The organism is Oceanobacillus sp. M65 (genome assembly GCF_052246275.1).
Lineage (GTDB): Bacteria > Bacillota > Bacilli > Bacillales > Amphibacillaceae > Oceanobacillus_B > Oceanobacillus_B jordanicus.
In genome coordinates this window covers 846,304-866,924 of the sequence record NZ_JBQQCJ010000002.1, presented here as the reverse complement: position 1 = coordinate 866,924, position 20,621 = coordinate 846,304, and the positions used below count along the sequence as shown (strand labels likewise).

General features: G+C 40.5%; 17 protein-coding genes and 1 riboswitch. Of the genes, 15 read left to right on the top strand and 2 right to left on the bottom strand.

Annotated elements, in window-relative coordinates; translation table 11 throughout:
* Window positions 1-24: 24 nt before the first annotated feature.
* Window positions 25-411 (top strand): ectoine synthase, encoded by a 387-nt coding sequence (locus ACTWPF_RS11995; RefSeq protein WP_161464962.1) that lies wholly within the window; start codon window positions 25-27, stop codon window positions 409-411.
* Window positions 412-475: 64 nt separating this feature from the next.
* On the opposite strand, the gene ACTWPF_RS11990 is transcribed toward ACTWPF_RS11995, so the two are convergent.
* On the bottom strand, window positions 476-1,729 hold the full coding sequence (locus ACTWPF_RS11990) for a DNA polymerase IV (protein WP_443149233.1): 1,254 nt from the start codon (window positions 1,727-1,729) through the stop codon (window positions 476-478).
* A gap of 209 nt (window positions 1,730-1,938) precedes the next feature.
* Between ACTWPF_RS11990 and ACTWPF_RS11985 the strand changes: the two genes are divergently transcribed.
* The 10 genes from ACTWPF_RS11985 (at window position 1,939) to ACTWPF_RS11940 (ending at window position 15,180) form a co-directional block, all read left to right on the top strand.
* Complete coding sequence (locus tag ACTWPF_RS11985) at window positions 1,939-2,850, top strand: DoxX-like family protein (protein WP_443149232.1); 912 nt, start codon at window positions 1,939-1,941, stop codon at window positions 2,848-2,850.
* Between the two features lies 1 nt (window position 2,851).
* Window positions 2,852-3,466, top strand: a complete 615-nt coding sequence (locus tag ACTWPF_RS11980) for a DUF4166 domain-containing protein (RefSeq protein ID WP_443149231.1) — start codon at window positions 2,852-2,854, stop codon at window positions 3,464-3,466.
* The gene (locus tag ACTWPF_RS11975) at window positions 3,456-5,057 is read left to right on the top strand and encodes a YndJ family protein (RefSeq protein ID WP_443149230.1); all 1,602 of its coding nucleotides are present in this window, start codon (window positions 3,456-3,458) and stop codon (window positions 5,055-5,057) included. The genes ACTWPF_RS11980 and ACTWPF_RS11975 overlap by 11 nt, the downstream gene beginning before the upstream one ends.
* A gap of 208 nt (window positions 5,058-5,265) precedes the next feature.
* Window positions 5,266-6,738 (top strand): D-alanyl-D-alanine carboxypeptidase/D-alanyl-D-alanine endopeptidase, encoded by a 1,473-nt coding sequence (gene dacB, locus ACTWPF_RS11970; protein ID WP_443149229.1) that lies wholly within the window; start codon window positions 5,266-5,268, stop codon window positions 6,736-6,738.
* A gap of 84 nt (window positions 6,739-6,822) precedes the next feature.
* A riboswitch (SAM riboswitch) is annotated at window positions 6,823-6,930 on the top strand.
* Between the two features lie 83 nt (window positions 6,931-7,013).
* Window positions 7,014-8,069, top strand: a complete 1,056-nt coding sequence (locus tag ACTWPF_RS11965; RefSeq protein ID WP_443149228.1) for an LLM class flavin-dependent oxidoreductase — start codon at window positions 7,014-7,016, stop codon at window positions 8,067-8,069.
* A gap of 11 nt (window positions 8,070-8,080) precedes the next feature.
* The gene (locus tag ACTWPF_RS11960; RefSeq protein ID WP_443149227.1) at window positions 8,081-9,031 is read left to right on the top strand and encodes an ATP-grasp domain-containing protein; all 951 of its coding nucleotides are present in this window, start codon (window positions 8,081-8,083) and stop codon (window positions 9,029-9,031) included.
* A gap of 266 nt (window positions 9,032-9,297) precedes the next feature.
* On the top strand, window positions 9,298-10,158 hold the full coding sequence (locus ACTWPF_RS11955) for a manganese catalase family protein (protein WP_036573506.1): 861 nt from the start codon (window positions 9,298-9,300) through the stop codon (window positions 10,156-10,158).
* A gap of 118 nt (window positions 10,159-10,276) precedes the next feature.
* Entirely contained in the window at window positions 10,277-11,686 is a 1,410-nt protein-coding gene (locus ACTWPF_RS11950) for a sodium/glutamate symporter (RefSeq protein ID WP_443149226.1), read from the top strand.
* A 14-nt stretch (window positions 11,687-11,700) separates the two neighbouring features.
* Window positions 11,701-12,885 (top strand): cation:proton antiporter, encoded by a 1,185-nt coding sequence (locus tag ACTWPF_RS11945; protein ID WP_443149225.1) that lies wholly within the window; start codon window positions 11,701-11,703, stop codon window positions 12,883-12,885.
* Window positions 12,886-13,029: 144 nt separating this feature from the next.
* Window positions 13,030-15,180: a type IA DNA topoisomerase gene (locus ACTWPF_RS11940; protein ID WP_443149224.1), complete on the top strand. Its 2,151-nt coding sequence runs from the start codon at window positions 13,030-13,032 to the stop codon at window positions 15,178-15,180.
* A gap of 83 nt (window positions 15,181-15,263) precedes the next feature.
* On the opposite strand, the gene uraA is transcribed toward ACTWPF_RS11940, so the two are convergent.
* Complete coding sequence (uraA, locus tag ACTWPF_RS11935; protein WP_443149223.1) at window positions 15,264-16,550, bottom strand: uracil permease; 1,287 nt, start codon at window positions 16,548-16,550, stop codon at window positions 15,264-15,266.
* 458 nt (window positions 16,551-17,008) lie between these two features.
* On the opposite strand from uraA, the gene ACTWPF_RS11930 reads away from it, so the two are divergent.
* The 4 genes from ACTWPF_RS11930 (at window position 17,009) to ACTWPF_RS11915 (ending at window position 20,596) form a co-directional block, all read left to right on the top strand.
* On the top strand, window positions 17,009-17,791 hold the full coding sequence (locus ACTWPF_RS11930; protein WP_443149222.1) for a hypothetical protein: 783 nt from the start codon (window positions 17,009-17,011) through the stop codon (window positions 17,789-17,791).
* 217 nt (window positions 17,792-18,008) lie between these two features.
* On the top strand, window positions 18,009-19,223 hold the full coding sequence (locus ACTWPF_RS11925; protein ID WP_443149221.1) for an NAD(P)/FAD-dependent oxidoreductase: 1,215 nt from the start codon (window positions 18,009-18,011) through the stop codon (window positions 19,221-19,223).
* Between the two features lie 208 nt (window positions 19,224-19,431).
* Complete coding sequence (locus ACTWPF_RS11920; RefSeq protein WP_443149220.1) at window positions 19,432-19,683, top strand: hypothetical protein; 252 nt, start codon at window positions 19,432-19,434, stop codon at window positions 19,681-19,683.
* Between the two features lie 55 nt (window positions 19,684-19,738).
* Complete coding sequence (locus ACTWPF_RS11915) at window positions 19,739-20,596, top strand: VanW family protein (RefSeq protein WP_161465741.1); 858 nt, start codon at window positions 19,739-19,741, stop codon at window positions 20,594-20,596.
* Window positions 20,597-20,621 lie beyond the last annotated feature (25 nt).

The following is a 20,621-nucleotide window of genomic DNA, read 5'->3' as shown; positions in this document are numbered from 1 at the left end:
GAGACGATAGAAAGGGGAATAATAATGATTGTAAAATCACTTGAAGATATTATCGGTACAGAGGACGAAACATCTGGTGATAACTGGACGAGTCGCAGATTTTTGATGAAGAAGGATAATTGTGGATTCAGTATGAATGATACAATTATTAAAGCTGGTACGGATAACTACTTCTGGTATAAGAACCATATTGAAGCAGTTTACTGTATTGAAGGAGAAGGCGAGATTGAAGAGGTGGAGAACGGAAAGGTACATCCACTAAAGCCGGGGACGATGTATATTCTAGATAAAAATGATAAACATCATTTACGAGCAAAAACGCAAATGCGCATGGTCTGTGTGTTCAATCCCCCTCTAGTCGGAACAGAAACACATAATGAAGAAGGATATTATCCATTGCTGACAGATTAGTTTTACAAGAGAGCACCAGGCCTTCTATTGGCCAGGTGCTCTCTCTGTATTATTAAAGTGGAGGTTATGCTCTATGTCCACCGATTTTCTTACTCCGACCAATGGTGATACCTGCGTTTGTATAGCTAGTGGCACGGAGGATGGCGGTCGTGCCAAATTTGTCACGAATGGCATCCATGGTATAGCCGATATCGTTTTTCTTGGGACGATCTTCAAAGAGGTCCAGTTGGGTTTCTCCTTTGGCAAATAAATTCCCCAATGTGACGTAGACATGGCGAATATTGCTTTTTCCATCATAAAATTTGCGGAAAAGTTGGAGACAGACGCTATAAACATCCATCGTTACATTTGTCGGAATACTGACAGATTGGGAACGGGAAAAGCCGCCACCTGTTTCCTTTGAATAAGAGATCCCAAGATGAATCGTTCTCCCAGCTTGGTCAGCTGTGCGGGCCCGGCGACATACCTCTTCACATAAATCCAGGATGCAAATAGGGGCCTCTTCTGCCGAATAATCTCTTAAGAGGGAGATGCCATGGCCAAAGCCTTTTTGTTCCGTTTTCGTAAAGTTGCCAAACACCGGGCTAAGGTCAATTCCCCATGCATGCCAGTATAACTGCTCTCCCATCACACCAAAGCGTCTTTTTAGCTGGTCAAGACTGAAACGGGCAATCTGTCCAAGTGTAACAATACCCATCCGGTTTAAATTACGCTTCATTCTGCCGCCAATTCCCCAGATTTTTTCCACAGGGAAAGGCCAAAGCTTCTCTTCTACCTCTTCATAGCGACACTCGGCAATCCCGACTTTTTTCGCATGCAAATCCATCACCACTTTTGCGAGGAATTTATTATCCCCAATCCCAATAGAGCAAGTGATGCCAAAGTTTTCTAAGATATCTTCTTTTATTTTTTCGGCGATTTCCCAACGTGTTCCAAATAATTTTTCCATCCCATTAACCGTTACCCAAACTTCATCAACAGAATATTGGTGGATGGCTTCCTTTGGTACGTACTGATATAGCAACTTCGTAATCTCTGATGAAACGTATAAATAGTCTGCCATATGAGCCTGCACGATGTACAACTCGGGGTCATGTTTCGGTAGCTCGAAGAAACGGCTAACATTGCTGATACCATACTTTTGCTTTAGTGCCGGCGATGCGGCCAGGACAATACTTCCTGGTCGATCAGGATCCCCAACAACGGCCAGCAGTGCAGTCATAGGATCTAGCCCCTTTTTCACTGCCTCCACGCTTGCATAGAAGGAGCGCATATCAATGCAGAGCACATCATTGCGAGCATATTTGGAGTAGTCCATTTCTTTCACCCCTCACAGAACGTTTGTTCTAATAGTATATGCCAATCGACCTAGTTTTAGCAATGGTAATTTATGAAAGCTTCGATTTGTACCCTAACATGTGGTGGGGAGTAGGGAACCTTACTTATTCCGCCAGCTTTGAAAACAGGAAAAAAGATAACGGAATCTATGTTATATTTGAAATAAACATATTTCTAAGGGGAGGTATTATGAAGCCAAAACCAATCTATGTGGAATTACCAATACATACAGACATGGAATCCTTATGGGAGGCAACCCAGCGTCCTGACCTCCATGAAAAATGGGATTTGCGATTTTCCTCCATTACATATTTACCAAAAAAGGAAGGCAACCCCCAGCAATTTTCGTATCAAACCAAAATCGGATTTGGAGTACGGATTAAAGGCTGGGGTGAAAGTGTGGGAAGCTATCAAGCAAAGGGCGATGCAAGAACGTCTTCACTGCATTTTGGCACGGATCAGAAAATCTCTCTCATTCGAGAAGGAAGAGGGTATTGGAAGTACCAGCCAGAAAGTGATAATACCGTCACCTTCCTCACCCAATATAATTATGAAACACGGTATGGAAAACTTGGAAGTCTCTTTGATATGCTATTTTTTCGCCCGTTAATCGGCTGGGCTACAGCACTTAGTTTTGATGTTGTAAAGCGATGGCTAGAAAAAGGGGAACAACCATGGGCACAGTATGCACGGTTTTTTACCCACTGGATCACTACTATTCTCTTCGCTTTTGTCTGGATTTATCATGGTTTAGTGCCAAAGGTCATAAACCAGCATCCGGCAGAACTGTCCATGCTACAAAAGGTGGCTCCAGTAGATACACAAACAGCTATCATGCTCGTGATAATAATTGGGATATTGGAAGTATTATTCGGGGTAGGCTGGCTATTTTATCGAAAGAAACGTCAGCTGTACAGACTGCAGTTTATCGCTTTTCCACTCCTGACAGTAGGAGCAATTTTTGCTGCACCAGAGCAGCTTACCGCGCCATTCAATGCCCTCACCTTTAACGTGGCATTGCTCGTTTTAGCCTGGGTCGGCTGGATGGCAAGTCGAGGGGTACCAACTGCAAAAAACTGTAAAAGAAAGCAAGGAGATTAACATGACCGTCTCGATTTACGAACAAATATTAGGCCAAGCGTTTTACCAATTACACCCAAAACTACAACAACGCTATACATTTTTACAAGACCGTCCATTTGAAGCAAGGGGTGTCATGAAACGAATAAAAGGTGTGCCAAAAGGCTTACTGCCGCTTGGTTTGTTTGGTGTAAAAAGAAAATTACTTTTTCCAGAGAGAGGAAAAGGGGTTCCTTTTACGTTAAAAAACACACCGGGCATCGGAAGAGATGGGGAGGCGCAAGTGCACTGGGAGCGTATTTTTTACTTTGGTGAAAAACAACGCTATTTCAATGCCTTAATGCGTTTTAATGCAAAAGAGGCTATTATCGAGGATTATCTGGGAGAACCGCCCATTGTTTATTCGGATCTGGAACTGGCGGTCGATCATGGAGCACTCACCATCACTTCCAAGCGACAGCGCTTGCTGCTTGGTCCAGTTGAGATTCCATTGCCAAGCATCTTTCAAGGGAAAGCCACTGTTAAAGAAGCATACATAGAAGAAAAGGAGGCGTACACGATTAGCGTGCATGTGAAAAACCCGCTAATCGGAATTGTTTTCGCCTATGAGGGAGTGTTTCACCATTATGACACTTGATAAAGTAGCAATAGGCATGATTGGGTTATTTTTATTCCTTACTTTATTCGGTACTGGGCCATGGTATTATTTATTGCTAAGTATTGCCCAATTAGTATTTGTGCCACTAACCCTTCATTTGTTAGGCAAAGCGGAGCAAGGATTTTTTCGTATCCTGCCGTATGCAGCTTTTCTCGGACTAACTGCTGTTTTCTTGCTTGAAATGACACAGCGCACACCTTGGGATATCGTCCTTGCGCTTTTTTATCTAGCTTTCACGATACTTGTGGCTTGCTTTGGGGCAAAGCGACTATTACAGCGTGGGTTTGCCCGGTTTGAAGAATTTATGATTGATATAGGTTGCATGTACCTTGCAATTGGAGGGGCTTGGTATTTCGCTAGTGTCGTACAGCTAGATACTGGTTTTTCTCCTATTTTAACATGGTTAACAGGCATCCATTTTCATTATGCTTCCTTCTTGTTACCGGTTTTTGCAGGGTTTTTAGGAAGGCTAAAGCAAAACCGTTTTTATAAAATGGCTGGTATAGCTATCTTATTGGCACCCATTCTTGTAGCAGTTGGTATTTCGTATGCGGTTGTACTAGAGTTACTTGGTGTAATGCTTTATATGATAGGGATCTACAGCTTGATCACCTTAGCATGGAAAACTAGCTTTTCCCGCTCGATACAAGCATGGCTCATTCGGCTGTCCTTTTCTGCGTTGGGAATTTCCATTTTGTTCTCCCTATGCTACGCCTTTGGTAATATGACAGGTGTGTTTTATGTAAGCATTGACTTTATGCTCAGGTTCCATGGTGTAATGAATGGAGTCGTATTTGCTATGGTTGGGCTAATTGGCTGGATGATAAACTGCCCTCGCCCAAAAGCGATGCACCGATCATTCCCTGTCAGTCGCATAAGAGGAAAGCGGGTTATCGGAGAAAAAGTGCTAGCTGATATAAAAGCGAAAGATACATACAGTGGACTGGTAGACTCCATGCACGTTTACGAGCCGCAAATTGAAAGAGAGAGTCTATCAAATTCGGTGATTGATTTCTATGAAAACACCAATGATTACAGGCTTTTTTCGCAAGTGAAATGGCACGGATGGTTTAAGCCCTTTGCTTGGATCTATCAACATATTAGTAAGCGGATTGGGCAGCTTAATCTTCCTTTCTCTTCTAAGGAAGTAGAGATGACGGGGAGGATTATCGGGATTAGCGAAACAGTTGATGGACGAACAAAACCACGTGTCTGGCTGCGAAAGGTGAACGAGGAAACAATATTTGTCGCGATTTATTCTTTTCATGAAGGGGAGGACAGAACCTACATGGATATTGCACTACCCCTTCCAGGCTCTACTATGATTGGCACCCTTGCATTGCAGAATAAGCACGGAAACCTGCAATTAACAAGTAAACAACAAGAAAACGCGCAACAAGCAGGGATCTATTTGGCTGTTGGCAGGCAGGTACTAAAGCTTCCTCTAGAGGAAACATTTGTGGTAGGTGAAGAACAGGAAGGGAGTTTGAGAGCGACACATAAGATGCGCATTTTCTCGATACCTTTTTTAACCATCAACTACCGGATTGTTGATAAGAATAAAGGATAAACATTTTATTCGTACGTTAGGAAATTATAAAATTTCAGCTAGAAAGCAATCACCACGTAGTTAAAATTTTGAAGTGCCAAGTATAAGAAAAACGTACGCGTTCGTTAATAGACGAGCGAATGCGAGTTTTTCTAATAACAAGGATTTCCTTCTTATTTTGTGGAAATACTGAATAGGGCCTGATCAATAAAATGTAAGAGGTGCTTACATGATGTTAAAAAGAAATGTCAGCCGTGTATGGATACTCTTGCTCATCTTTTGCTTAGCTGCTTCAGTGCCCGAAGAAAAGAGAGTACATGCGATAGAGGAGCGGGGGACAATGAAACAGCGTTTGGATAACGAAATAGAAACAGAACCAATGTTGAAAGGTGCATTAGTTGGAATGAGTGTGCGGGATGCAAAATCTGGCGAGCTTCTATATGAAAACCTTGGAGATACAAGGCTTCGTCCTGCATCCAATATGAAACTTTTAACTGCAGCTGCAGCCTTAGAGGTTCTTGGAGAAGACTACACCTTTTCTACCGAAATAAAGACCGACGGCGTTAACAGAGATGAACAGTTAGTAGGAAACCTTTACCTTGTCGGAAAAGGGGATCCGACCTTGACACCTGAAGATTTTGCCCGTTTTGCAGAGCAACTTCAAGAACTGGGAGTGAGGCATATCAAGGGAGATCTTATTGGGGATGATACATGGTATGATAACGTACGCCTTTCCCCTGACTTAATTTGGAGTGACGAATCATTTCATTACGGGGCGCAAATTTCGGCGCTGACTTCCTCACCTGACGAAGACTATGACGCGGGAAGTGTTACGCTTCAGATAACAGCCGATGAAGAGCCAGGGGAGAAGCCTATCATAACTGTGTCACCTAACACCAACTATGTAACAATACATAATCGAGCCGAGACAAGTTCCAACAATGTGGAAGAGGATCTAACAGTGGAAAGAGAACATGGGTCAAACGAAATCACGCTTACAGGCACCATACCAGCTGGGGCAGAAACGGTGAAAGAATATATGGCCGTATGGGATCCGACAAGCTATGCTATGTCCCTTTTTCAGGATGCACTTCAAGCAAAAGGGATCACTTGGTCTGGGGAAGTGATGGTTGGCAAAGCGCCTAATGAAAGTTCCTTGCTTTTTCAACATAGTTCTATACCATTAAAAGAATTGCTTGTACCGTTTATGAAGCTGAGCAACAATGTGCACGGGGAAGTGCTCATAAAGGAAATGGGAAAGCATGTGCAAAAGGAAGGAAGCTGGGAAAAAGGACTTGAGGTTATGCAAAAGGAGCTAGAAAAGCTTGGGTTAAATCGAAGTACGTTATTAATTCGAGATGGTTCGGGTATTTCACATGTCAATCTCATTCCAGCAAACGAACTTAGTAAACTACTTTTTATCGTACAGGATAAGCCATGGTTTCCTGCCTTCAAGAACGCACTCCCAGTAGCGGGAGAGACAGGCAAGATGGTTGGTGGAACATTAAGGAATCGGTTGGGAGACGTCCAGGTTGAAGCTAAAACAGGAACAATCTTTGGAGTAGCTACACTATCTGGTTATTTACAGAACCTGTCAGGAGAGAATTATATTTTTTCTATTATGATTAATAATGTGCTTGATGAAGAAGCTGCTAAAGACGTGGAAGATAGCCTTGTTCGTATTATTGCGGAAAGACCTTAGCCTTGCTTTTACTAGGAAAAATTAATTAATTGACAGTTCTAACATTTTGCGCTAATCTTTTAAGTACTAATTAAATAATAATGTTTCTTATCTAGAGAGGTGGAGGGATATGGCCCTTTGAAGCCTCGGCAACAGGTCTGTTTAGTTAGATACTGTGCCAATTCCATCAAGCAATTGCTTGGAAGATAAGAGGATGAAGTTCTATTAGAATTTTAAACTCTTTTCTTCGGGAAAGAGTTTTTTTGTTTTCAATTTGGAGAATAGGAGTGGGGAAGATGAGATATGGATTTTGGTTACCGATTTTTGGAGGTTGGCTACGTAATGTAGAAGATGAGAAAATGCCACCTACTTTTAATTATGCAAAGCAAGTAATTCAGTCAGCAGAAAAATGGGGCTATGACACGACATTGATTGCTGAACTCTATTTAAATGATATTAAAGGGACAAAAGAAGATTCAATTGAAGCATGGTCAACTGCTGCAGCACTAGCTGCTGTAACCGAAAAAATAGAGATTATGACGGCCGTTCGTCCTGTCTTTCACAATCCCGCTGTTACAGCCAAAATGGCGGCCAACATTGATCATATTAGCAATGGGCGTTTTACATTAAATGTCGTATCCGGCTGGTGGGCAGAGGAAGCGAAGCAATATGGAGCAGAATTTACAGAGCATGATGCCCGTTATGAGCGAACAGAAGAGTTTCTTGAAGTGTTAAAAGGTTTGTGGACGGAAGAGTCATTCTCCTACAACGGAAAATTTTATCAAATTGAAAATACAAAGCTTTCACCAAAACCTGTACAACGACCAAACCCGGTGTTGTATGCTGGCGGTGAAAGTGACAAAGGAAAAGAGGTTATTTCCACCTATTGTGATGCCTATGTCATGCATGGACATACAGTAGAAGAAGCGAGACAAAAAATTAACGATATGAAAGAACGGAGAAAGCATGCAGGGAAGGAGCCGTTACAGTCGTTTGGTATGGCTGCCTATGTTATTTGCCGTGAAACAGAGGAAGAGGCATTACGAGAGCTTGAGAGAATTACAACTGTAAAAGAATCCGATGCGTACGCTGGGTTTCAGGACTTTACGACAATGTCACAACTGGAACAGCAGGTAAAACTGCAGGATTATTCTGTATCGAACAGGGGCCTACGTCCAAATCTTGTGGGCACACCGCAACAAATAGCCGAGCAAATTATAGCATATGAAGAAGCTGGAGTCGATTTACTATTGCTACAGTGCTCACCGCAATTGGAGGAGCTAGAAAACTTCGCCAAAAATGTTATGCCAAAGGTCGATGAATGGAAAAAGGTTTTACTAAATAATAGATAGGAGAGGCCATCATGACGAAATTATATATCATTCATGAAAATGAAGAATGGACGACACATTTATTTAAGCGATTGGATGAATTAGCGATTCCTTATGAGGATTGGCTTCTAACGAGCGGGAAGGTTGATTTGACTGCCGTCCCGCCAGAGGGAGTTTTTTATAATCGAATGAGTGCATCATCCCACACAAGGGGAAACCGTTTTTCTCCAGAGCTGACAAGTGCCGTGTTATCCTGGCTTGAACATCACGGTAGAACGGTTGTGAATGGGAGCAGGGCGCTTGATCTAGAGCTCAGCAAGGTGAAGCAATATTTGGAATTGGAAAAATACGGAGTCCGTACACCAAAGACAACGGCTGCTGTTGGAAAAAAAGAATTTATTGAAGTAGCCGAAAGCTTTGCAGGGAAACCTTTTATTACAAAGCATAATCGAGCAGGGAAGGGACTTGGTGTTCAATTGTTTCATTCAGTTAAAGCCTTGCAGGAATATGTAGAAGGTGGGGACTTCGAAGAGCCTGTCGATGGTGTCACCTTAATACAGGAATATATTCAGTCACCAGAATCCTATATTACGAGGTGTGAGTTTGTCGGCGGGGAATTTGTTTATGCAGTAAGAGTAGATACATCAGAAGGATTTGAACTTTGCCCGGCAGATGCATGTACTATTGAGGATTTATTCTGTCCTGCTGAAGAACAAGAAGCCCCTGCGAAATTCCAAGTTAGGAAAGGCTTTGACCACCCAGTATTAGAAAAATATAAACAAGTGCTTAAAGGGAATGACATCCAAATCGCTGGTATTGAATTTATTGAAGATGAGGACGGTAACCTTTATACGTATGACATTAATACAAATACAAATTATAATTCTGAAGCCGAAGCCAATTATGGCACCTATGGCATGCTGGAGGTAGCGAAGTATTTAGGGGGAAAACTAAACTCCCACTATCCTACCATCCTATCTTAATTCAGGTTAGACACTCCCACCTTTACCCAAAAAGGTGGGAGTAGTTTAATTTTTAGCCTAATTTTTTGAACAGAGAGTGGCCAGGACCAATAAATTCGCAATCATGGCAGATAAATCGCCCTCTTGCCCTTATAATTGACTACATACATATTAACGAACACTCCTCCACTTGCATAAATTTTGTGGAACAATGGCCTAGCTATCTGCATACCATCTAAAAGGGGCGGATATTTGCCTATTGTCAAACTATAAAGGATGTGAGTGGATTGTTTTATCACGTAAAGGATTTACAGTACCATGCCAAGCCTGATCGTCCAGATCCTGTTTTTGCTAAGAAGTTACAAGAAGTTCTAGGCGGCCAATACGGTGAAATATCGGTTATGATGCAATACTTATTCCAAGGGTGGAACGTAAGAGGGAATGGGAAATACAAGGATCTATTAATGGATATCGGAACAGAGGAAATTGCCCATGTAGAAATGCTAGCCACGCTAATTGCGCGTCTTCTGGATAACGCACCAGATCTGGAATTGGATGATGCTGTGGATGATCCAGTTGTAGCTGCTATATTGGGAGGTTCAAATCCACAGCATGCCATTGTTTCAGGTTTAGGAGCAATGCCTGTAGATAGTGTGGGTAATCGCTGGACAGCTAGTTATATTGGAGCAAGTGGTAACTTAATTGCCGATTTCCGAGCTAATTTAATGGCAGAGTCAATGGGAAGACTTCAGGTTGCTCGCTTATATGAGATGACGAATGATAGTGGCGTTAGAAATACATTATCTTGGCTTATAGCACGAGATACGGCCCACCAAAACCAGTGGTATGCTGCAATTAAAGAGCTTGAAGAAAAAGAAAACATAGTTGTCCCGAGTACTTTCCCTCGAGAACTAGAGGTACAGCAGGTTGCCTATACATTATTTAATTTCTCCCAAGGAGATGCAAGTGCTGAAGGTAGATGGGCACATGGCCCAAGTATGGATGGCTGTGGTACTTTTAATTATGTTGATAGACCTGTTGCATTTGCTCCAGCACCACACCTCCCTCCCGCTCCTCCTTATATTTTTAATACACCAGCATGGGCAATGCGCAAGTCAGATGACCTGCCAGACCCTGATACAAAATAGAACTGTATTGAAAACTCTCTGTATATGGCAGAGAGTTTTTTTATGTTCAAAGTTGCGTTTGAGTTAATTTTATGAAGGGAAAAAACAAGGAACTAAGCAAAATAAAGGGGTAGTATTCATGACACCAGGCCAAATTGGTTTTACATTATTATATCTTGCATTCTTTCTGCTCGTTGGTAAATGGATCCGTATGCGTGTGAAATGGTTGCAAAATTTATTCTTACCTTCATCTATTATAGGCGGTTTTTTAGCATTATTACTAGGTCCCGAAGTATTAGGGAGAATTCTGGAAAACTTCACAGGAGAAAACTCTTTTTGGGTGAACGGCATCATGACGGAAGAAGTAATGGAAGTTTGGAGTGCGTTACCAGGATTAATGATAAATATCGTATTTGCAACATTGTTTCTTGGTGCAACCATACCTAGTCTGTCTAAGGTATGGAATTATGGTGGACCACAGCTTGCTTTCGGTTGGACGATAGGCTGGGGACAATACGTGATTGGTATCTTACTTACTATACTGGTTTTAACTCCCTTCTTTGATATTCCTCCAATGGCAGGAGCGTTAATTGAAGTGGCGTTTGAAGGTGGACACGGAACTGCAGCTGGGATGGCTGGGACTTTTGGGGATCTCGGTTTCTCAGAAGCCTATGACCTCGCAATAGGTCTGGCAACAGTTGGGGTGCTTTCTGGTGTGATTATTGGGATTATACTTATTAATTGGGCTGTCCGAAAAAAGAAAACGAGGATCGTAAAAAATGTAGAGGATTTCTCCGAATTACGTAAAAAGGGAGTAATGGAATTTCAAAATAGAGAACCTGCTGCAAATATGACAGTTAGGCCAGAGTCTATCGAACCACTTTCGTTGCATTTTGCTATGGTCGGGTTAGCTATACTAGTTGGTTGGCTAATTTTACAAGGTCTAATTGGATTAGAAAGTGTAACATGGGGTGCTATAACAGATTCAGAGTTTATGACATATATCCCGTTGTTCCCATTAGCGATGATTGGGGGGATCATCATTCAAGTTATCTTCAACAAATTTGACCAGACTGAGATCTTAGATCGTAGAATGGTTAATCGAATTCAGGGATTCTCTCTTGATATATTAATTCTAGCTGCAATTGGGACAGTGTCTCTTGATGTTATAGGCGAGTACCTTGTTCCATTTTTATTAATGGCAGGAGCTGGTATTGCTTGGAACGTACTCGGGTTTATTATTTTAGCACCGAGAATTATACCTTCTTACTGGTTTGAGCGTGGAATTGGTGATTTTGGGCAGTCCATGGGAATTACAGCAACAGGTCTGCTTTTAATGCGTGTGGCAGATCCTGACGGGAAGTCACCTGCTTTTGAAGGTTTTGGCTATAAGCAGCTTGTTTACGAACCATTCCTTGGTGGGGGGCTAGTGACTGCTTTGTCTGTCCCACTAATTTTCCAATTTGGACCAATACCATTTTTAATCGTATCATTGGTCATGTGCCTGCTTGGAGCAGTGGTAGGTTTATTCTATTTTGGTAAAAAATAAAGGAGAAAAGTAGTATGAACACACATCAACTCTTAATCTTATTAGTAATTGGCTATATCGTTTACTCTATTGACAAGAAACAAAATTTTTTTCCAGTTCCTATCGTTTTAGTATTAATAGGGATTGGCCTCTCCTTTATACCGTTTTTCAGTAGTGTCACCATATCAAAGGAACTAATCTTTATGGTGTTCTTGCCAGCACTACTATTTACGTCCGCATACCGGTTTCCTATAAAATACTTACGCAAAAACAAATGGGTTATTGGGAGTCTAGGAACAGTAGGTTTACTTTTAACGGTAGCTGTACTTGGTGTAACTATCTTTTTAATAGGTAATGTATTTATCTCGCTCTCGTTGACAGCCTCCTTGCTTGTAGCGTCCATTTTAGCGCCAACAGATCCCGTATCAGTGGTTTCAATTCTTAAAAATTCATCCAGTGATGAGCGGATTGCCGATATAGTGGAGGGAGAGTCCCTCATGAATGATGGGACAAGTATCGTTTTATTTACAGTGTTTTTGGAGATGTATCTTCACCATACTAGTTTTGCTATTGGATCATTTGTCACTGAATTTCTTTTTGTAGCATTGGGAGGCGTCGCATTAGGTGTGATTTTTGGTTGGTTAATGAGCAAGCTAGTGCATTTCACACATCATAGGGAATATCAGGTAATGCTAAGTATTATTGTGGCATATGGGAGCTTTTACATTGGAGAAGGAATTGGGGTCTCAGGAGTATTATCTACCGTTACAGCAGGGTTAATGCTATCCTATGAGTTTGGTAAAAATATTAAGGAAGCACATTTCAGAAGTTCTTTAAATGGATTTTGGGATATTGTGGAGCCAAGCGTTCTTGCTATTTTATTTTTAATGATCGGCGTACAATCGGCTAGCTATCTTCAGTTTAGTGAATGGGGGCTTGCCTTACTCATTTTCATCGCTTCAGTGCTTGCTCGCTATGTAGTTCTACTTGCCACATTAAAAGGAATTCCGAAATGGAGAGAAAGTTTTTCTGTTAAGGATGTTACATTAATAGCATGGACAGGAATCAAGGGAACCATGTCAGTGGCATTATTAATGGGGTTAGAAGCAGAAAACAACGGAAGTAGCATGCTGATTTCCCTAACCTTTGCAGCAATTATGCTCTCTCTCGTTATCCAAAGCGTCGGGGTTTACCCACTTACCAAGAAATTGAGCAAGTAAAATCAGAAGTTCTAAAAAGCAGCTTTCTCGTAAAGTTGCTTTTTTTCTTTGTTTTTCTTAATAGTAGATATGTAGTATAATAGGCTAATCCCCATTCACACTCTCCGGATTACCATCCCAATAAATGAAAAAAGGTGATTTATTTTGAAGTTAATACTTACTGAAAAACCATCTGTTGCAAAAAACATAGCAGATGCACTTAAAGTGAAAACAAAGAAAGATGGTTACTTTGAAGGTGCTGACTACATCATTACCTGGGCGTTCGGCCATTTAGTAGAGCTCTACGATGCGAAAGATTATGATAGCAAAATGGCTCGTTGGAAAATGGACAACTTCCCCTTTATTCCTCCTCAATTAAAGTACAAAGTGAAAAGCAACCCTCGTAATAGGAGCCAGACAGACGGAGGTGCTGCTAAACAGCTCAAAACTATACATAAACTGATGAAACGAAACGATGTTGAAGCCATAATTTCGGCCTGTGATTATGATCGGGAAGGTCAATTGATTGGTGACAGTATTATTTATAGAGGTAGTAAACCGAATAAAACCGTTTACCGTCTGCTTTTAAACGAGTGGACACCTGCAGAAGTTATTAAGGGATTAAAAGAAGTGAAGCAAAATGATGTGATGAAACCATTAAGAGATGCAGGGATTAGTAGACAATGGGCAGACTGGATGATCGGAATTAATCTCACTTCTGTGGCAACATTAAAGTATCAAAAAGGGAAAGGGAAGGCCCTTAATATAGGACGAGTTCTTTTGCCTACTTTAAAAATTATTTACGACCGTGATAAAGAAATAGAATCCTTTGTTGCGGAAGATTACTTTAGGCTGCATGCGACATTCTATACAAAAGACGGAAAAGAATACACAGGAACATATAAAAAAGGAAAACAGGAGAAGTTTAAGGAACGAAGTGCACTCGATGAATTCCAACGTGTTTTAGAAGGAAAAGAAGGAAATGTAACAGATAAGCAAGTGGAAAAGAAAAAGGAATTCCCTCCTTTTTTATTTAATCTATCAAGCTTGCAAGGGTACATCACCAATAAGTTTAATGGATGGACATCGGATAAGGTTCTAAAGGTAGCGCAATCGTTGTATGAGAAAAAGTATATTACGTATCCACGAACCTCCAGTATTGCCTTAGAAGAAAGCCTTACAGGAAAAATGAAAAAAGTATTGGATAATCATATACAAGATCTTCCTTATAAGGATGAGGTAAAGTTCCAAAAGACAAAGCGTGTATTTAATAACGCAAAGGTGGAAAGTCATAGTGCTATCACACCTACATACCTGCTTCCTAAAAGGCTGACCGCAGATGAGCGGGTTGTTTATATGGCAATAAAAAACCGCTTTATCATGCAGTTCATGCCAATTGCTGTGTATGAAGAGACGAAGCTGGTAACGACTGTTGCTGACGTAGAAGGCATGTTTCATACAAAAGGAAAAGTACAGCTGATTGAAGGCTGGAAAAAGGTTGAAAAGATAGCTTCCAAGGACACTTTATTGCCTCCGGTCGAGCAGGGAGCTTCCGTTTCAGTGATTAAATCGGAAGTCACTAAGCATGTAACGAAGCCACCAAAACAGCATACAGAGCGGACATTGCTACGAGTGATGGAGACATGTGGCAAGCACTTAAAGGAAGAGTCTGATGGCGAAGCAGATGTGGAGGCAGTCTTAGGTGGTTTTAGTATTGGTACAGCAGCCACACGGGCTGAAACTATTAAAAAACTGAAAGATGTAGGATATATAACTGCACAACAGAAAAACCTTACTTGTACAAAGCTAGGAAAGACCCTTGTAGAAACGTTCCCAGTAAAGCAACTGTTTGACTTAGAGTTTACAGGTCGCCTGGAAAAGTCACTGGCAGATATTCAAAAAGGGGATGGGAGTAAGCAAGAATTTCTTGAAGTAATTTCACAGTTTACTACAAGCTCTGTTAATCAGATAAAGGCGGATGAAAGTGAGATTATTAATGAAATCACTCCTGCCAAAATTTCCAATGAACCACTAGGGAAATGCCCGGAATGTGGAGAAACTGTCACGGAAGTTTATATGGGGTTTGCCTGTAATAAGTGGAAAAAAGGCTGCAATTTTATCATTTGGAAAAATGACAAGTATTTAGCTGCAATGCGAAAGAAACCTACGAAAACATTAGTGAAGAATCTGTTGACAAAGAAGCAGGCATTTGTAAAAGGACTCACCAGTAAGAAAGGAAAGAAATTCAACGCCTATCTAACTTATGAGAAAAATGCTGAAAAAGGCTATTACAGCTGGAAAATGGACTTTAAATAAACCACTTATACATCAGATCCAAGAAACTACAAAAAAAAGCAGGCGGTATGGTACCGCCTGCTTTTTTTGTTCTGCTTTATCTATTATTCTTCATTTGACAGTTTAAAAGTATCTAGCAATTTGAAGAATATCCCTAAGACTATTGCTACGATAGTTGCCAATCCCATCCCTTTTAAAGCAACTTCGCCAATCTGGATGGTAACACCACTAATTCCAATAACAAGCACAACACATGTAAGGATTAAGTTGGTGGAACGGTTGTAATCTACTTTTGCTTCGACAAGCATCCGAATTCCGCTTGCTGCTATAATACCAAATAATAGGAGTGAGATTCCTCCCATTACGGCCCCAGGGATAGAAGATATAAGAGCTGCCAGCTTCCCGACAAAAGAAAGAACCACTGCAATAACGGCTGCTATACCAATGATCCAAGTTGAATAAACACGTGTTATCGCAAGTACTCCAATGTTTTCTCCATACGTCGTATTCGGTGTAGACCCAAAAAGGCTGGAAATTATTGTAGAAATACCGTTTCCGGCCAATGAGCGGTCAAGACCAGGGTCTTTTGCAAGATCCTTTTTCACTATGTTCCCAGTTACAAATAAGTGCCCAATATGCTCTGGAATAAGAACTAGCGCTGCTGGGAGGATCACGACGATTGCAGACCAGTCAAATTTCATTTGATAAAATTCAGGTAGAGAAATCCAAGCCGCTTCTTTCACAGGTGTGAAATCTACTAAGCCGAAGAAGTAAGCAATAATATAACCAGCAATAATTCCAATTAAGATAGGTATGATTTTTAAAAATCCCCGCAAGGTAACCCAGCAAACAATTGTAATAGCAAGGGTTAATAACGCAACAATTGCTACATCCGTATCCATCGCCCAGTTAGCTCCTGCATCGGCCGGGGCAATCCAACCTGCCATCTCGGCAGCTGTTGGTACGAGCTCAAGACCGATAACTGCTACGATAGCCCCCATTGCGGCTGGTGGGAAAATAACGTCAATCCAACTTGTACCGACCATTTTCACTATTAAGGCAACAAGGGTTAACACAATCCCTACTGCCAGAAAACCACCAAGAACGTAGCTATATCCTTCTCCTCCGGCATAATTACCTAATACCACTGCTACAGGTGAAAGGAAGGCAAAGCTTGATCCCAGATAGGCTGGAATTTTTCCTTTTGTTATAAATAAGTAAATTAATGTCCCAATTCCGTTCATTAATAAAATGGTAGCAGGATTTATTCCAAACAAAACAGGAACCAGTACGGTGGATCCAAACATTGCAAATAAGTGCTGAAAACTAAGCGGTAAGCTCTTTAGTATTGGTAGGCGTTCATCCACCTTAATTTCACGATATGTTGCCATCTTTATTTCCCCCTTGAATTAACGGGTTACCTTGGAACCAAGAAAAAACACCTTGCCATAAGATGGGCAAGGTGTTTGCATCGAAAGAATAGAGCCACTGGGTAACTGTTCCCAAAGGTCATCCTTTTAACAGACCTAATCTGTTCCACCTTGCCAGCCTCACAGGACTGGATTAAAGGTAACCGTAAAATTTATTCTATTTATTATTACGCATAAATAGTTAGCTGTCAATCCCTTTCTCCATTAACGAAACTGATAAATAGTACGCAACACTACTAAAAGTGGGGTAGTATATTTTTATTGCCCAATTAAATAAAAGGATGGTATGAAACAGAAAATTCTTCCACTTTATTAGTATAAACCATTGTAAATAATAGGCAAATATGCTTACAATAATAAGAGATACTAGCGTTCGTGTTAATTTGACATCTTTATACATATAGTGAGGGAGCGGTGTTGTGAAAAATAAAAAATTACTTGTCATTAATTTGCTCACCTTAACAGCATTTGTAGCTGTTGTGATAACTGGAATTTACCAATCTGAGCTAAAGCAGGATAAATATGGTAAAGAAGAAAAGGTCGAAGAAGTTGACAAAGAAGAGGAGAAGGGCGCGGAAGAAGCCCTTATCATTACCCCCGTAGAAAATGATGAATTTGATGAACCGGCAGTAGAAAAAACCACGGCTGCAGGGGAGCTAATGCGTCAAAAAAGTTCCCTGTTTGTCGAGGCAATGAAAGAAGCAAGCTTGTTGGTAGAAAAGACAGAGGATGAACAGGTTGACGATGAATCGGAAGAACTTTCTATAGAAGAAGATGACGCAGAAGCTAGCACTACAGTTTCTACTTACCCAAATGCGTCTACACATAACCAGAAATCTTCCTCTACAAATCAAGGAAACAAGAGTAACAAAAATGAAAACACTACTGATAAAAAGACTGAAAAATCATCAAGTGATAGTGGCAATACAAATAGTGGCACTGATCAAGAAACAGAGCAAGATAAAGGGGGAGAAGGGGAATCTCCTAGTGAATCAGTAGAGGAAGACGAAAAAGAAGAAAAACCTGTTGAAGATACGAAGCCAACAGATTCTGATAACAAGGATGATCCAGTGAAAAACCCTCCTGCAACAGATGACGAAAAAGAGGAAGGTTCTGATAAGGAAGATGATGAACCTAAAGAGGAAAAACCAGGTGAAAAAGCAAATTCTCAACAAGACAATAAAGCTAAAGAAAATCAGTAATTTAAGGGCTAATAGATTTAATATAAACCCTTATTAAAACGTTTTGTTATCTAATAGATACAACTGATTATTAGCCTATTTAATAAATCTTTGCTATTATAAAGGTATTATAAAAAAGTTTTTAGCGAGCTTGAATAGGATTCAAGTATATTATCTATTATTCTGAACGCTTTAACTTTTGTATTATAGAGTATATTCAAGAAAGGTGGAAGTTTTAATGAGTACAAGCATTCCAAAAATAGTTGTACTAGGAGCTGGTTACGCAGGTCTTACTACAGCAAAACGACTAACAAAACAATTAACAGCAGAACAGGCAGAGATCGTACTGGTAAACAAACATAACTACCACTATGAAACAACTTGGCTGCATGAAGTAGCTGCGGGAACAATTAACCCGAATCAGGCGCGTGTGATGATCAGCGATGTGGTGAGCCCAAATCGCGTTAGACTCGTATACGATTCTGTAGTTAAAATTAACAAAGATGAAAAGCGCGTTGTTCTAGAAAACAGCGAAATTGAATACGATTATCTAGTCGTTGCTCTAGGGTTTGAATCCAATGATTTTGGAATTAAAGGGATGGCTGAGCATGCTTTCGCTATTGAAGACATCGATTCAAGCCGTCTAATTAGTGAGCACATTGAATATCAATTCGCCAAATATAATAATGAAGAGAATGTAAGTGAAGAAAGCTTAAACATTCTTGTTGGTGGAGCAGGCTTCACTGGAATTGAGTTTGTTGGTGAACTAGCTCAAAAAGTACCAGAGCTATGCAAAAAATACGACATTGACCGTAGTAAGGTCCGTATTATTAACGTAGAGGCAGCACCTTCTATTCTTCCAATGTTCGATAAAGAACTAGTAGATTATGCTAAAAAATCTTTAGAAGATCGTGGAGTTGAGCTTAAAATCGGTGCCGCAATTTCTGAAGCTACATCTGAAGGATTCGTTGTTGGTGATGACAAAGAATTAATCAAAGCTGGAACAATCGTTTGGACTGGTGGCGTAAAAGCTAGCTCTGTTCTTGGTGAATCTGGTTTTGAACTAGTAAAAGGAAAAGTTAACGTGAATAGTGATCTTCGTCCAGAAGGCGTAGAGGACATGTTTGTTATTGGAGACTGCTCATGGGTATGGAACAAAGAAGCAGATCGTCCTTATCCATCAACTGCCCAATTGGCAATGCAGGAAGCAGACGTTGTTGCAGCAAATCTAAAATCACTAATCACAAATCAGCCAGTAGAGGAGTTTGTATTTAGTGATAAAGGTACTGTAGCTTCACTTGGACACTCTGATGGTATTGGTAATGTTATGTCAGGATATAAGCTTTCTGGTAAATCAGCTGCAGCTATGAAGAAAGTTGTAGATAACCGTTCCCTATTCTTACTTGGTGGAGCGAAGCTGGTTCTTAAAAAAGGTAAGTTCCGTCCATTCTAAATATAAAAAAATAGTCATAATTGAACGAGATAATTACGAGGAGGTAGTAATGAATGAAGAATAAAACATTATGTGGGTTTTTACTTGTACTTGCTTCGTTGGTAGGGTTTAGATTACTCAGTGACTACATGGAAGATTCAAGGGATTTTAGATAAATACAAGGCCATCCAGTTTAGCTGGGTGGCTTTTTACTATGGAGGGAAGTCAGGTGCATAACGGCTTAATTATCTTTTTAATTTTCCTGTTTATACTTGCAATATTGGGAACGTTCTTTGCACTAAAGCAAGAGGAGCGAAAAATGAAAAAGTATGAAGAAGAAGGGGACACGATTGAAGACCAATTGTCCCGTTCTTTAGAATATGAATCTACCTCTTTGAAATCAAATGTACGTACCCAAATCTGGATCTACTCGATAACGATTACGCTTGCACTGCTCGCCTTTTTTATTTACCTTTTTTAAATAAAGGAATGTATTACAACCTCTTTCCTCATACTAAGTGAAGGAGGTTGGCGATATGCGTATTCTTTTACTTCTTGTATTTTTATTAAGTTGTATGGCTTCAAATGTGTTTGCTATAGGTAACGTGAAACTTGATAAGGTAGAAATCAGCCAATACGGACTCTATCCCTTTCAAGAAACGCCATTTATTGATGAAGTTAAATTGCAGGCATTGATAAGTGAATTAGAAAAGAAGGTTGCCATTGAACCGAAAAATGCCCATTGGTCAGAGAATAATGAACTCATTACAGAGGTACCTGGCAGGATGTTGGATAAAGAAGCCTTTCAAGTATTATTTCGAAGTGCTTATTATGAGCAGGATATGAAGCATATTACGGTCCCAACTATGCCGGTATACCCCAAAGTTGATCAATCATTGCTCAAAGAAATACAGACAAAAGAACTGGGAAGCTATACCACCTTTTATAAAAAGGGAAATAAAGAGAGGGCTGATAACATTGCATTAGCCACGGCAGCAATTGATAGTCACGTCGTTTTTCCAGGTGAATCTTTTTCTTTTAATGATGTAGTAGGGGAGAGAACAGCACAAAGAGGTTATAAACGTGCTCCTGTCATTGTAAAAGGAGAGCTTGCTGAAGATATTGGCGGAGGCATTTGCCAGGTTTCCTCCACCCTTTTTAATGCTGTAGACTTGAAAGGTATACAAATCTTGGAGCGATACGCCCATAGTAGAAGTGTTCCCTACGTACCTGATGGAAGAGATGCGACCGTAAGTTGGTGGGGCCCGGACTTTGTATTTAAAAACAGATATAATCAACCATTATTAATCAGAGCACATGCTACTGACGGGAGAATGGTTGTTAGAATCCTTTCATCAGACTCTGTGGAACATTTTACGGGTGAATCTTCCTAAATAACTACTATAGTAGAACAAAACA